Source organism: Pseudomonas sp. Yb2C2 (assembly GCF_052112325.1).
GTDB classification, from domain to species: domain Bacteria; phylum Pseudomonadota; class Gammaproteobacteria; order Pseudomonadales; family Pseudomonadaceae; genus Aquipseudomonas; species Aquipseudomonas marginalis.
In genome coordinates, this window is record NZ_JAVAJK010000002.1 from 108,858 (window position 1) to 122,682 (window position 13,825).

Annotated in this window: 12 protein-coding genes; 4 read left to right on the forward strand and 8 right to left on the reverse strand. The window is 58.9% G+C overall.

The window, feature by feature from the left end:
- Positions 1-167 precede the first annotated feature (167 nt).
- Entirely contained in the window at positions 168-905 is a 738-nt protein-coding gene (rpsB, locus tag Q8X51_RS02675) for a 30S ribosomal protein S2 (RefSeq protein ID WP_003219330.1), read from the reverse strand.
- Between the two features lie 387 nt (positions 906-1,292).
- Between rpsB and map the strand changes: the two genes are divergently transcribed.
- The 3 genes from map to dapC all read left to right on the forward strand — a co-directional run bounded on the left by map (position 1,293) and on the right by dapC (position 6,101).
- The gene (map, locus tag Q8X51_RS02680; protein WP_012722594.1) at positions 1,293-2,075 is read left to right on the forward strand and encodes a type I methionyl aminopeptidase; all 783 of its coding nucleotides are present in this window, start codon (positions 1,293-1,295) and stop codon (positions 2,073-2,075) included.
- A gap of 65 nt (positions 2,076-2,140) precedes the next feature.
- Entirely contained in the window at positions 2,141-4,843 is a 2,703-nt protein-coding gene (locus Q8X51_RS02685; protein WP_027604481.1) for a [protein-PII] uridylyltransferase, read from the forward strand.
- A 58-nt stretch (positions 4,844-4,901) separates the two neighbouring features.
- Positions 4,902-6,101: a succinyldiaminopimelate transaminase gene (dapC, locus tag Q8X51_RS02690; protein WP_065926461.1), complete on the forward strand. Its 1,200-nt coding sequence runs from the start codon at positions 4,902-4,904 to the stop codon at positions 6,099-6,101.
- Positions 6,102-6,110: 9 nt separating this feature from the next.
- Here dapC and Q8X51_RS02695 read toward each other — a convergent pair whose 3' ends face one another.
- Both Q8X51_RS02695 and Q8X51_RS02700 read right to left on the reverse strand, forming a co-directional pair.
- Positions 6,111-7,754: a Na+/H+ antiporter gene (locus Q8X51_RS02695; RefSeq protein WP_407693262.1), complete on the reverse strand. Its 1,644-nt coding sequence runs from the start codon at positions 7,752-7,754 to the stop codon at positions 6,111-6,113.
- Positions 7,755-7,990: 236 nt separating this feature from the next.
- On the reverse strand, positions 7,991-8,170 hold the full coding sequence (locus tag Q8X51_RS02700) for a hypothetical protein (protein ID WP_407693261.1): 180 nt from the start codon (positions 8,168-8,170) through the stop codon (positions 7,991-7,993).
- 99 nt (positions 8,171-8,269) lie between these two features.
- On the opposite strand from Q8X51_RS02700, the gene Q8X51_RS02705 reads away from it, so the two are divergent.
- Positions 8,270-8,629: a hypothetical protein gene (locus tag Q8X51_RS02705; RefSeq protein ID WP_407693260.1), complete on the forward strand. Its 360-nt coding sequence runs from the start codon at positions 8,270-8,272 to the stop codon at positions 8,627-8,629.
- A gap of 27 nt (positions 8,630-8,656) precedes the next feature.
- Here Q8X51_RS02705 and Q8X51_RS02710 read toward each other — a convergent pair whose 3' ends face one another.
- The 5 genes from Q8X51_RS02710 to Q8X51_RS02730 form a co-directional block, all read right to left on the reverse strand.
- Positions 8,657-9,082, reverse strand: coding sequence for a cell wall hydrolase (locus Q8X51_RS02710; RefSeq protein ID WP_407693259.1), 426 nt, complete (start codon positions 9,080-9,082; stop codon positions 8,657-8,659).
- Positions 9,083-9,148: 66 nt separating this feature from the next.
- Positions 9,149-10,027, reverse strand: coding sequence for a GDSL-type esterase/lipase family protein (locus tag Q8X51_RS02715; protein ID WP_407693258.1), 879 nt, complete (start codon positions 10,025-10,027; stop codon positions 9,149-9,151).
- Between the two features lie 338 nt (positions 10,028-10,365).
- Positions 10,366-12,081: an SGNH/GDSL hydrolase family protein gene (locus Q8X51_RS02720; protein WP_407693257.1), complete on the reverse strand. Its 1,716-nt coding sequence runs from the start codon at positions 12,079-12,081 to the stop codon at positions 10,366-10,368.
- The gene (locus Q8X51_RS02725; protein ID WP_407693256.1) at positions 12,069-12,368 is read right to left on the reverse strand and encodes a hypothetical protein; all 300 of its coding nucleotides are present in this window, start codon (positions 12,366-12,368) and stop codon (positions 12,069-12,071) included. Before Q8X51_RS02725 ends, Q8X51_RS02720 begins: the two co-directional genes overlap by 13 nt.
- Complete coding sequence (locus tag Q8X51_RS02730; protein WP_407693255.1) at positions 12,365-13,825, reverse strand: hypothetical protein; 1,461 nt, start codon at positions 13,823-13,825, stop codon at positions 12,365-12,367. Before Q8X51_RS02730 ends, Q8X51_RS02725 begins: the two co-directional genes overlap by 4 nt.

Genomic DNA, 13,825 nt, shown 5'->3' on the forward strand with positions numbered 1-13,825 from the left:
TCAACCATTCCACCCGATCGAACGGGGGATCAATTCTTCCCGAACCACCCTTGTTAGCCGCTGCACGTTACAGGTGATGTAGCTGCGCTGCTGACAAATGGTTTTCGAGGTGGCAAAAAGGGGGCCAAGCCCCCTTTTTGCTTACTGAGTCAACGCCAGGGCGTCAATTACTCAGCTGCGGCTACCGGAGCTTCTTCAACGAACTGCTCGGTGCCACCAGCAACGTGGTTGCGACCACGGATGACAGCGTCAGCCATCGAACCCATGTACAGCTGGATGGCGCGGATGGCGTCATCGTTGCCTGGGATGATGTAGTCAACGCCTTCCGGGCTGCTGTTGGTATCGACTACGCCGATAACAGGAATGCCCAGCTTGTTGGCTTCGGTGATCGCGATGCGCTCGTGATCAACGTCGATAACGAACAGTGCGTCAGGCAGACCGCCCATGTCCTTGATACCACCCAGGGAACGATCGAGCTTTTCCAGGTCACGAGTGCGCATCAGCGCTTCTTTCTTGGTCAGCTTGGCGAAAGTACCGTCTTCGGCCTGCACTTCAAGGTCACGCAGACGCTTGATGGAAGCACGGATGGTTTTGAAGTTGGTCAGCATGCCGCCCAACCAGCGGTGATCGACGTACGGCGAACCGCAACGTGCTGCTTCTTCAGCAACGATCTTGCCAGCGGAACGCTTGGTGCCGACGAACAGGATCTTGTTTTTGCCCTGGGCCAGGCGCTCTACGAAAGTCAGAGCTTCGTTGAACATTGGCAGGGTTTTTTCAAGGTTGATGATGTGGATCTTGTTACGCGCGCCGAAAATGTACTTACCCATTTTCGGGTTCCAGTAACGGGTCTGGTGACCGAAGTGCACACCGGCCTTCAGCATATCGCGCATGTTGACTTGGGACATGATAGTTCCTTAATAAGTCGGGTTTGGCCTCCACGTATCCCAATGACCAACCAGCGGCATCAAGGCCTCCGGCACCCAGGTCATCGTGTCGACACGTGTGTGGATTTAAGCTTTTCGGGGTATCCCCGGAAAGCGGCGCATTTTATACCACACGAAGGGCGAAAACGAAACACGCAATCACATTTGGCGTGGGCGACGTGTACGCAACCCTTTGAATAGAGCCGATATAACCCCATTTGATAGAGAGAAGCGATCGTCGGGGGCTCATGATTTGCCGCCCGCGTCTGTTAGAATCGCGTTTTTTGGCGCTTGTGCGAACTCTGCAACCTTTTGTCGCACGCCCGTAAACCGTATTGATTTCAGCGCATCGCGCTAGAGAGAGCCTGTATGACCGTTAGTTTGAAAACCGCCGAAGACATCGCCGGCATGCGCATTGCCGGCAAACTGGCTGCCGACGTGCTGGAAATGATCGCCGAGCACGTCAAGCCCGGCGTTACCACGGAAACCCTGAACCAGATCTGCCACGACTATATAGTCAATGTGCAGGGCGCCATTCCTGCGCCGCTGAACTACAAGGGCTTCCCCAAGTCGATCTGTACTTCGGTCAATCACGTGGTCTGCCACGGGATTCCGGGCGACAAGCCGTTGAAGGACGGCGACACCCTGAACATCGACGTCACCGTGATCAAGGACCGCTACTTCGGCGACACCAGCCGCATGTTCCACGTCGGCACCGTGCCGGTGTGGGCCGAGCGCCTGTCCCAGGTCACCCAGGAATGCATGTACAAGGCCATCGAGATCGTCAAGCCTGGCTGCCGCCTGGGCGACATCGGTGAAGTGATCCAGAAGCACGCCGAAAAGAACGGTTTCTCGGTGGTGCGCGAATTCTGCGGCCACGGTATCGGCACGGTCTTCCACGAAGAACCGCAGATCCTGCACTACGGCCGCGCCGGCACCGGCATGGAGCTCAAGGCAGGCATGACCTTTACCATCGAGCCGATGATCAACCAGGGCAAGGCCGACACCAAGGTGCTGGGCGACGGCTGGACCGCCATCACCAAGGACCGCAAGCTCTCGGCCCAGTGGGAACACACCCTGCTGGTCACCGAGACCGGCTACGAGATCTTCACCCTGCGCGCCGACGACACGATCCCACGCGTTTCGGCGTGAAGGGCTGCCAAGGTTTTCCCAAACTGTGTTGTGACTGACTGATAGATAGAAAGGAAAGCCGATCAATGCCCCAGGTGGATCCCGAACTCTTCGACCGTGGCCAGTTCCAGGCCGAGCTGGCACTGAAAGCGAGCCCCATCGCCGCATTCAAAAAGGCGATCCGCCAGGCCCGCGAGGTGCTCGACGAGCGCTTTCGCAGCGGCCGGGACATCCGCCGGCTGATCGAAGACCGCGCCTGGTTCGTCGATAACATCCTGCAAAAAGCCTGGGAACAGTTCAGTTGGAGCGAAGACGCCGATATTGCCCTGGTGGCGGTCGGCGGCTACGGTCGTGGCGAGCTGCACCCGTACTCCGACATCGACCTGCTGATCCTGCTGGACAGCGCCGACCATGAGATCTTTCGCGACTCCATCGAGCGCTTTCTGACACTGCTGTGGGACATCGGCCTGGAAGTCGGCCAGAGCGTGCGCTCGGTGGATGAGTGCGCCGAAGAGGCCCGCGCCGACCTGACCGTCATCACCAACCTGATGGAAAGCCGCACCATCGCCGGCCCCGAGCGCCTGCGCCAGCGCATGCTCGAAGTCACCAGCACCGCGCACATGTGGCCGAGCAAGGATTTCTTCCTGGCCAAGCGCGCCGAGCAGAAGGCCCGGCACCACAAGTACAACGACACCGAATACAACCTCGAACCCAACGTCAAAGGCTCGCCGGGCGGGTTGCGCGACATCCAGACGATTCTGTGGGTCGCACGTCGCCAATACGGCACCCTGAACCTGCGCGCCCTGGCCGGCGAAGGCTTCCTGGTAGAGAGCGAAAATGCCCTGCTGGCGTCGTCCCAGGAATTCCTGTGGAAAGTGCGCTACGCCCTGCACATGCTCGCCGGGCGCTCCGAAGATCGCCTGCTGTTCGACCACCAGCGCTCCATCGCCACCTTGCTGGGGTTTGAAGGCGAAGACGCGAAGACCAGCATCGAAAGCTTCATGCAGCAGTACTACCGGGTGGTCATGAGCATTGCCCAGCTCAGCGACCTGATCATCCAGCATTTCGAAGAAGTGATCCTCGCTCCGGAAGACGAAGCACCGCCGCAGCCGATCAATTCGCGCTTCCAACTGCACGACGGCTATATCGAGGCACGCAACGACAACGTGTTCCGCCGCACTCCGTTCGCCATGCTGGAAATCTTCGTGCTGATGGCCCAGCAGCCGGAAATCAAGGGCGTACGCGCCGACACCATCCGCCTGCTGCGGGAAAACCGTCACCTGATCGACGACGACTTTCGCAACGACATTCGCAACACCAGCCTGTTTATCGAGCTGTTCAAGTGCAAGATCGGCATCCATCGCAACCTGCGGCGCATGAACCGCTATGGCATCCTCGGGCGTTACCTGCCGGAGTTCGGGTTTATCGTCGGGCAGATGCAGCACGACCTGTTCCACATCTACACCGTGGACGCCCACACCCTCAACCTGATCAAGCACTTGCGCAAGTTGCAGTACACCCAGGTATCAGAGAAATTCCCGCTGGCCAGCAAGCTCATGGCCAAGCTGCCCAAGCCGGAGTTGATCTACCTCGCCGGCCTGTACCACGACATCGGCAAGGGCCGGCATGGCGACCACTCGGAAATCGGCGCGGTGGATGCCGAGGCGTTCTGCCAGCGCCACCAGTTGCCACTGTGGGACAGCCGCCTGATCGTGTGGCTGGTGCAGAACCACCTGGTGATGTCGACCACTGCCCAGCGCAAGGACTTGTCCGACCCGCAGGTGATCCACGACTTCGCCGGGATCGTCGGCGATGAAACCCGCCTCGACTACCTGTACGTGCTGACCGTCTCCGACATCAACGCCACCAACCCGACCCTGTGGAACTCCTGGCGCGCCAGCCTGTTGCGCCAGCTCTACACCGAGACCAAGCGCGCGCTGCGCCGTGGCCTGGAAAACCCGGTGGACCGCGAAGAGCAGATCCGCCGCACCCAAAGCGCCGCCCTGGACATCCTGGTGCGCGGCGGCAACGACCCGGACGACGTCGAGCAGTTGTGGTCGCAATTGGGGGACGATTACTTCCTGCGCCACACCGCCGGCGATGTCGCCTGGCACAGTGACGCGATCCTGCAGCAGCCGGCCGATGGCGGCCCGCTGGTGTTGATCAAGGAAACCACCCAGCGCGAATTCGAAGGCGGCACGCAGATCTTCATCTATGCACCCGACCAGCACGACTTCTTCGCCGTGACCGTGGCGGCCATGGACCAGCTCAACCTGAATATCCATGACGCCCGGGTCATCACCTCCAGCAGCCAGTTCACCCTCGACACCTATATCGTGCTCGACACCGAAGGCGAGTCCATCGGCGATAACCCGGCGCGGGTGAAAAAGATCCGCGAAGGCCTGACCGAAGCCCTGCGTAACCCCGACGACTACCCGACGATCATCCAGCGCCGGGTACCGCGTCAGCTCAAGCACTTTGCCTTTGCGCCCCAGGTGACCATTTCCAACGATGCACAGCGCCCGGTGACCGTACTGGAACTCAGCGCGCCGGACCGGCCAGGCCTGCTGGCGCGGATCGGCGGCATTTTCCTGGAATTCGATTTGTCACTGCAGAACGCCAAGATTGCGACCCTCGGCGAGCGGGTGGAGGACGTGTTCTTTATTACCGATGCCGATAACCAGCCGCTGTCCGACCCGGAGCTGTGCCTGCGCTTGCAGGCGGCGATCGTGCAGCAGTTGAGCGTGCCCCAGGAACCCGGTGTCGAGCTGACGCGCCTGACGATTTGATACCAGGAGCGGCCCACCGCTCCCTCCCAGTTTTTAACGCCTTGCACGAGATCCACCGATGAACAACGCCCTGAACCAGCTCCAGCCCTACCCGTTCGAAAAGCTGCGCGCCCTGCTGGGCAGCGTCACGCCGAACCCGGACAAGCGCCCGATCGCTTTGTCCATCGGCGAACCCAAGCACAAATCGCCGCAGTTCGTTGCCGATGCCCTGGCTAACAACCTCGACCAGATGGCGGTCTACCCCACCACCCTGGGCATCCCGGCCTTGCGCGAGGCCATCGGTGGCTGGTGCGAACGCCGCTTCGACGTCCCCAAGGGCTGGCTGGATCCGGCGCGCACTATCCTGCCGGTCAACGGCACCCGTGAAGCGTTGTTCGCCTTCACCCAGACCGTGGTCAACCGGGGCGATGACGCACTGGTGGTCAGCCCGAACCCCTTCTACCAGATCTACGAAGGCGCCGCGTTCCTGGCCGGGGCCAAGCCGCACTACCTGCCATGCCTGGATGAAAACGGCTTCAACCCGGATTTCGACGCGGTATCGCCAGACATCTGGAAACGCTGCCAGATCCTGTTCCTGTGCTCCCCCGGCAACCCGACCGGTGCACTGATCCCGGTCGACACCCTGAAAAAACTCATCGCCCTGGCCGACGAATATGACTTCGTTATCGCCGCCGACGAGTGCTACAGCGAACTGTACTTCGACGAACAAACCCCGCCACCGGGCCTGCTCAGCGCGTGCGTCGAGCTGGGCCGCCAGGACTTCAAGCGTTGCGTGGTGTTCCACAGCCTGTCCAAGCGCTCCAACCTGCCAGGCCTGCGCTCCGGTTTTGTTGCTGGCGACGCCGAGATCCTCAAGGGTTTCCTGCTGTACCGCACTTACCATGGCTGTGCGATGCCAGTGCAAACCCAGCTGGCAAGCATCGCGGCCTGGCAGGACGAGGCCCATGTGCAGGCCAACCGCGACCTGTACCGCGAGAAGTTTGATGCCGTGCTGGCAATCCTCAAGCCGGTGCTGGACGTACAGGCCCCGGACGGCGGCTTCTACCTGTGGCCGAATGTGCAAGGCGATGATGCCGCGTTCTGCCGCGATTTGTTCGTGGAGGAACACGTGACCGTGGTGCCGGGTTCGTACCTCTCCCGGGAAGTGGATGGCGTGAACCCCGGCGCCGGGCGCGTACGCCTGGCGTTGGTTGCGCCGCTGGCCGAATGTGTGGAAGCGGCTGAGCGTATTCGGGACTTCATTCAGCGTCGTCGATAGGCAACCGGGTCATTTCATCTGGCCCAGATTCGCCTCACTCATATCCAGCTCCGCCAACACTTCCCTCAAAACGTCATCACCAATTTGGTGATGACGGCTCAAGCTGTACAACTCCAAGCGTTGCGCACGCAGGGCCTTGAGCCGCAGTTTTCGCTCAAGCAGGTCCATCTGCATCGCGAGCGCCTGGGCTTCGGCCGAGTCGTTGAACACTTCCAACTGATGGCGGTATTCCGACATCAACCGTGCCTTTAGCTCCGTAGCCAGCGCCGCCTGGGCGGCGTCGGACGTTTCCGAGTCTAAGGGCTCTTCCGCCTCCAGTGCGTGAATCGCTGCCACGGCGGTTTTTTTCCAGGCCTCGCGCACTTCGTTATGGCGCTTTTCATCCGGACTCTTTTCAACGCCCCGCAAGAGCAGCGGCAGGGCGATGCAGGCAGCGATCAGTGACAGCAGGATCACACCGGCCGCGATAAAGATCAGCAGGTCGCGCTCGGGGAAATCCTGGCCTGGCACCAGCAGCAATGGCACCGACATTACACCGGCCAGGGTCACCGCACCGCGCACACCGCCCACGGTCAACAGCCAGCAGGAACGCGCAGTGGGCACCAGGGTCAACTCACTTTTCCCACGCAGTCGCCGAAGCAAACCCGATAGGCGCCAGATGCTCTGCACCCAGATAAAACGCAGCACCACCAACACCAGGAAAATAGCAATCACATCCAGGCCGCGATACAACAAGGTGGGCCACAGCGTCGGCTCATGACTGGCCACGGCCTTGATGATGTCCGGCAATTGCAGGCCCAGCAGCAGGAAGATCAGGCCATTGAAGGCAAATTCCAGCAATGACCAGACACTGCGATTGAGCAGGCGCGTACTGGTCTGGCGAGGCAGCAGGTCGAGCCAGCTTTGCATCATGCCCGCCGCGACCGCCGACAAGATGCCCGAGGCGCCGAGCCGTTCGGCCAACACGTAGGCCGCAAACGGCAACAGCAACATGAACACCACATGCGTTGCCGGGTCGTCCCAGCCCCGGGCAATCATCCAGGCACGCAGGCGGCCGACCAGCCAACTCAGCGCCACCCCCACCGCCAGGCCGCCCAAGGCCACCAAGACAAAGGTCAGGCTGGCATCGGCCAACGAGAACACACCGGTCAACGCGGCCGCCAAGGCGAACTTGAAGGTCACCAGGCCCGAGGCGTCATTCATCAACGCTTCGCCCTGAAGCATATGCATCAGCGGCGTCGGCAAGCGGTTCTGGGCAATTGCCGACACGGCCACGGCATCTGTCGGCGACAACACGGCCGCGAGGGCGAAGGCCACCGGCAGCGGGATCGTCGGCAATAGCCAATGAATGAAGTAGCCAGCACCGACCACGGTGAACAGCACCAACCCGACGGCCAGCGTCAGGATCGGCCCACGCAGGCGCCACAATTCGCGCTTGGGCATGCGCCAGCCATCGGAGAACAGCAGCGGTGGCAGGAACAGAAACAGGAACAACTCCGGGTCCAGCGCCACGTGCAGCCCCAGCGTGGGCCAGGCCAGCAAGGCGCCGGCGGCAATCTGCACCAGGGGTAACGGCAGAGGGATGACACGCCCGACCAGACGCGAAACGCTGACCAGCATCAGCAGGATAAGAACGGTGTAGGCGGTTTGCATAACGCGGGTTTCCCGGACGATCGGCTTGCAACGACACACATCAGGCAACAACTGGCCGTTGAAGTGCCATATTACCCGGCTATCTTACCGGCCTATGCTGCGCGCTGGCTTTTGCACAAAAGTCGCACGCTGCTGACGAGCGGCACCCAAAATCTCTGGGCGTGGCATAATCCGTGACCTTACATTTTCATTGGCACTTGCATCAGTAAAGCAGGGGGGGCAATTCCTTGACCGCTTCAAGCAAAACGTTGCACCTTTTCGGTATCAAAGCCTGGGATGCCGAATAAGAAACGCTCAAGGCCTTTAATATCAAGGCCTTGAGCCTGAAAACACGCTCCAAAAACACCCTCTTTTGCGACTCTTCTAAACCCAATAAACATTGGTCCAAACGGTTGCGTTTTGGGGAAGAAGTTCAACGACGAAATCCCACCACCGGCGTCCTGCCGACGAACACCACTCCCAAATCTGTATCACCTCAACTACTGTACGCACATACAGCACTTGAGCGCACCAACATGAACATCGATGAAGACACCTGTCAGTGGCTCGGATGCCCTACGCCACTGGAAATGTACCAGCACCAGTGCGCAATGCTTGAAGACGAGATTGCCGACCTGCGCAAAGATCTGCGCGCGGCCCGCGAGAACATCCATGGGTTGATCCAGATGAACGATGACCTGGTCACCGTCAAAGCCGATATAGAAGATGAGCTAAAGAAGGCGCTCGACAATATCGCCAGGATCAACCTTGAAAACTCGGAACTGGGCAGGAAGATCAACAGCCTTGAAATAGTCGCCAGCCAGCGCGACTACCTGTCCAGGGAGAACCAGCGACTGCTGCTGGAAATGACCGTACTCAGGGGGCCACAGCCCTAACATAAGCTTGGCACGCCCGCAGCTCGATTACGGCACATCCCTGAAGAACACATGATGACCAAGTCGAAGGGTCTGTTTTGCCTTTGCGGCCCAGACTGGAGGCTTGGGCATGGTGGTGGCGTAGTAGTGGGTGGCGCCGCTGGTTGGATCGGGCACTGCGCCGGACATCACTTGGTCAGCAGCTTTCTGCGCTTGGGCGAACTGCGCGGCCGGAATCGGTTTGGCGCCGCTGAGGTAGGCGTAGTTCGGGTCATTCTCATTCCAGCAGCTGAACTGCCATGGCTTCAGGCACACGCCGGCGTAGCCTTCGCCCCACCATGACTTCGCTTTACCGTCCAGCACGCGGTTGCGGATCGTCCAGGCCACGGCAACCTGACCTGCCAGGCCTTCGCCACGCGCCTCGCCCCAAAGTGTGCGCGCGAGGATGTCCCTGTCTTTATCGGTTTCGTTCATGATTTCCTCCAGACGTAAAAAAGCCCGCTCATGGCGGGCCTTTGGTTTTTGGCGGCGGTGAATACACTAAACGCCTAGTATTTTATTTATTGCCTCTGCTGTTTTTTCCCCGGCAAGTCTATGACCGCTTGAACTTGTGTCTGGGTGAACACCATCAGTAGTGGACACTCCCCAGCCAGATGTCTCTATAAGCGGAACTCCAGACTTCTTTGATGCGGACGATATAGCGGATGAATATCTCTGAGAGAATGGCACCATTGCCATGACTTTCGAGTCAGGATATTCACGCTTAAGCTGGTTCATATAGAGAACATAGGAAGACTCGAATTCTTCATCTGTCACCTTATCATTAGTCCCGAGCATGGCAACAATGACTTTTGGTGACTCACCAGTAACATGTAGTCCGCGCATATAGAACCCGGTGCTTTCTGGAACGGCAGGCCATCCACCACTACCCGGGACAAGTAACCCTACGCCGCCATATCCGTTGTTGATCACGGACATATCTAGCAGCTGCGCAGCAATGGTTCCAAACGCCTCGTCGCCAGCGCTATTGCGGGTGATGGAGCCTTGTTCCTTTTTGGCCGCAACGCCTTCTACGATGCTGTCACCGATAAACAGAACCTTCGCCCTGTCGTCAACCCAAGGTGCAACCAGCCCGCCAGGGGACGGCCTTACACTCGCAACACTGATCGCCCCGCCATTATCCCAGCGATCCTCAAACTCTGATACGCCAACAACTCGGACTTCAATGTTGTAAGTGGATGAAGGTGAGAGACTTTTAGCGATCTTGTAAGAGGCTATCGAGTCAATCAACTCCAAATCTATAAACTCGGACCGCTTAAGCTCTCCACCATTTTCAGATATATAAACTGCAATTCTTGGCGATACTTCAGTAACGTCGCTTATTGCTATATCAACATACACATCAGATGACTTCGACACCGACAGCCTAAATGCGCTTCCACCATGCGTAGTAGTCAGCTGCATAGAACCTTGCCGATCTACTGGAAACCAACGGCCAGAGTAATAAGCTCCGGCGCAAGCGGAAACTTTTTTGGCAACGACTTCCGCCGTTGAGCAAATATCGTCTCGTTCAAGGACTCCAGACTCGGCGCGTGAAACTTGAACAGCTGAAAGGAGTATTGAGAGCGCGATAAGCCTCTGGATACTTGGTGAAAACAACCTACAAACCGGCATGACCTAAATCTCATCCGTGACCAATGTCGCACCGATTTTACAGGTTTCTGGCGTTTAATCATTTGGATTGATGCGCACCAGGCCTAAGCCTGAATAGCCGGAGCCATGAGTGCAGCAAGCGGTATGGCCACCTTCGCATGGCCTGCCTCAGTCAGGTGAGTGCCGTCCGTGAAGTCAGCGGCAACCGTCATCCCTGTGGTATCGAGGTAAGTCGAACCCGTAGCGGTAGCCGCTGCAATTACCTGGGCCTCGTACTTCCCGTTGAAAGGCCGTGCCAAGAAGACGACTACGCCAGGGTAGCGCTGCTTGATGCGGCACACCAAGGTGACCAACAGCGCCTGCCATGTAGACGCTGTAGCCGTATCGTTCGTGCCGATCTGGATGTAGGCAGCCTGGACGTGCTCCTGCCGGACAGGGCGATCATGCTGGTAATTGAACACCGATGTAGGCGCGTCTGGGAACCCACCACTACCAGCTACAGCCAAGCCAGTCCCGCCAAAGCCATTGATGACGGGTTGCCAGCCCAAAGACTCAGCGATCAGGCGCCCAAATACTCGCTCACCGCAGCTGTTGGCCGGCAGCGATGGCGTGCCCTTGGCGCAAATACCCTCAACGATGCTGTCGCCGATGAATAGAAGCGCGGGCCGGTTGTCCGCCCATGGCGCAACTTGGCCAGCGCCAGCCAAGATCTTGATCACGTTGAGGCCGCAGTCGCGGCGCCATTTTGGGTCGGACTCATGTGTACCGGCCACGGCCACCTCCAATGTGTGGGCGCTGGCAGGGGAAAGACCGGAAGCCAGTGGGTAAGTCGAAACCCCCGCCACGCTGATCGGCACGTACGACCAGGGGCCGCCATTCAGGCGAACCGCCATTACCGGATCCTGTGTACTCGCGCCCGATCGCGCCATCCGGATCGATACAGCAGTCGCACCGCTAACCTTGAATCGCAATGAAGATCCCTGGCGCGTGCTACCGTGGCCGATTACGCCGCCTTCGTAGGTCGGCTTCCAGCGGCCAATAAACGCCGACTGCGCTACGACTGGAGCGGCGTCTTCGTACAGTACCGACTTCACCACTACGGGCGTGGCGCCGAAGCTGGCGATGCGGGCGTAGCCCTCGGCGAGCGGATAGCTGCCGCCCGCGCTATCGGCCGGGTAGGTTCCCGATCCGCTGGGGCTAGTAGGTCGGGGCGCGCCATCGGCCCACACACGCACGGCGTAAGGCGCGCCTGGCGCTACCGGCCCGGTCTCGACCTCTACGTTGATCAGGTCGCCAACCGCCCCAGGCAACGCCACGGTCGGGGTCATCGCACTGTAAATAGTTGAACCCCCGGTGCTGATGTATCCCAGCTCAAGAGCCCCCCCGGTCGCACTCCAAAGCTGCCAGCCATTGCCATCCATGTTGACGTGGTAGCCCAGCATAAAGGCGCCACGTTTTACGCGGAACGTAAGGCGCCCCTCGGCAAAGTAGCGCGGGATGCACGCTGTATTGCCTGCCTCGGTGTACGGGGCGACGACGCTAAGCAGGCCGCCGGAGACGATGGCGGCAGCCGACCCACGCAACTGGATCTTGCCGGAGGCCGCCGCCCCGTTCTGCATGGTGTCGCTAAAGTCCACAAGAGCCGGCGGCTTTGCACCGTAGCTATCCACGTGCTCGACAAATGGAACGGTCGGGGTGGCTGGCGTCACGATTCCAATCGAGGCGACCCACTCGGCCAGTGTCTTGGTCTCAGTGCCAATAGTGACGGTCAGGTCGCCAGCGTCACCAGCTATCTCGGCAACGATCTTTAGTTCAGCCATGGGAGTTCCTTGCGAATCTCTTCTTTGCGAGCAGTCAGGGCGGCTTCTGCAGCAAGGGCTGCATCTTCGTTGCCTGCTGCGCGCTCGCTCATGGCTTCAGCCAGGTAGCGGTCTGAGCCCGTGACCGGATCTGCATACGCGAGCCTGCGCTTGCGGTCGATGTCTTCATTTCTTTCCGAGCACTGCCCTGGCTGAACCTCCGAGAAGACAAATCCTTCAGGAACATCCTTTTTGTTTTCTACAGGAACCCACCCGCCGGTCTCTTTGTTTACTGCAAAACCTTTCATATTTCACCCCCGCTCGCGAACAATCCGGCACCGCCTGCGTTCGAAGCCCAATAAATGTTGCTCGATTCAAGGATAAGATCCGCAAGCCAAGAAAGCTGTGCGGTACCTGCGCTATTTTGTACTGGTGAAGGGTTTGTAGTTGAAGTCGAGGCGCCGTAAGCGTTGTTAGGAGCAACGATAGTTGTTCCAGAGCCATTACTTGAAACAACCGTGAGTCTTTTTGCTGTTGGTGGAGCATAGTTAGCCCATGCAACAGCAATGAAAGTTGGCGTGGAGATACTCCCGACTGATCCGGAAGCCATTAATGGCATTGCGAGCACGCTTGAGCCGGCTGCTACTTTCCATGACCAGCGCGACCCAGCCCAGGTCATACCAAGCAGATACTTGTTGCCGGTAGCGTCAGTGCGCACCCAACCCATGAGCGCCTTGTGTGTGTAACCACTTGGCATTGTTGGCGATGTAGCATTGGTCGAAAACAACCCGGCAGTCGTGGTGCCATTCCAGATAACCCAGACGCTGTACCAAGTCGAGGCAACACCACCAACGCTGCCGGCATCAAGTCCGTTAGCACCAATGGCATTAGCCAGGCTTGGTGTAATACTTACGGCCCTCAAAACCTGATAGGAGTTGGACGCACTTTCAACCATGATTTCGTCAGCGGCGAATGTTGCTACAGCACTCAGCCCTGTCGTAGAGCCTGTCAGGCTTTTGGCAGATCCTTGGATCCCTACCAATGTCCCCGTAGGAAGTTGATCAAGAAGAACAAAATCGGTCCCGTCGTACTCAATATCGGCAAGTTGATCAACGGCATAAATCGCGGCAACCTTCGCGCCAGAAGAGTCATATTGTTTAAGGCCTTTTCCCCCTCTGCCTGATACGTTAATTGTTCCAGTTCCAGTACTGTTCTGGCTGAACTTCACGCGAAACCGCTGATTTGGCGCATACGATGCAATGGCGGGCGCAGGGGTGAGCGTCAGAGCGGCAGCTGTACCGGCTGTCGTAAAAGCTGTGTGAGCCTGGGCTTGGGCTGCGGCAGCCATCTTTTTTGCTGTAATAGCAGCAGCGTCATCTGTGCCTGCATTGACCTGCGTCTGAGTGGCAATCTTGAGCCATCCGAACTCGGCCTCCGTTGCCTGCGCGACGGCCTTGGCGATCGCCTGGAATACTCGAAGCGGACTCATCGCTTTCGTTGTGTTGATGCCCTCCTCAGCCTCCAGCTGCGTTGCAAACGAGACCGCCTGGGCATCGACCAAGGCCTGGATTGCCGCAGACAGTTGAGTGTTGTCATCTTCGTCGGGGACCAACCCAGCGTCTTCGATAACTTTCAGCACTTCAAGCGTAACCGCATTGCCCCACGCGGAAGGAATCAGCGAGCCAGGCGTGCCGGCGACTGCGTCCTCATCAATAAATTTGCCATCTACCAACCCAACGCTGGGCACACTTTTCGGAAAATCCAC

Coding starts and splice junctions, on each gene's coding strand:
- Q8X51_RS02720 (WP_407693257.1), bottom strand. CDS start 12,081: ATGGCTGAACTAAAGATCGTTGCCGAGATAGCTGGTGACGCTGGCGAC.
- Q8X51_RS02710 (WP_407693259.1), bottom strand. CDS start 9,082: ATGAACGAAACCGATAAAGACAGGGACATCCTCGCGCGCACACTTTGG.
- Q8X51_RS02695 (WP_407693262.1), bottom strand. CDS start 7,754: ATGCAAACCGCCTACACCGTTCTTATCCTGCTGATGCTGGTCAGCGTT.
- dapC (WP_065926461.1), top strand. CDS start 4,902: ATGAACAACGCCCTGAACCAGCTCCAGCCCTACCCGTTCGAAAAGCTG.
- Q8X51_RS02705 (WP_407693260.1), top strand. CDS start 8,270: ATGAACATCGATGAAGACACCTGTCAGTGGCTCGGATGCCCTACGCCA.
- rpsB (WP_003219330.1), bottom strand. CDS start 905: ATGTCCCAAGTCAACATGCGCGATATGCTGAAGGCCGGTGTGCACTTC.
- Q8X51_RS02685 (WP_027604481.1), top strand. CDS start 2,141: ATGCCCCAGGTGGATCCCGAACTCTTCGACCGTGGCCAGTTCCAGGCC.
- Q8X51_RS02725 (WP_407693256.1), bottom strand. CDS start 12,368: ATGAAAGGTTTTGCAGTAAACAAAGAGACCGGCGGGTGGGTTCCTGTA.
- map (WP_012722594.1), top strand. CDS start 1,293: ATGACCGTTAGTTTGAAAACCGCCGAAGACATCGCCGGCATGCGCATT.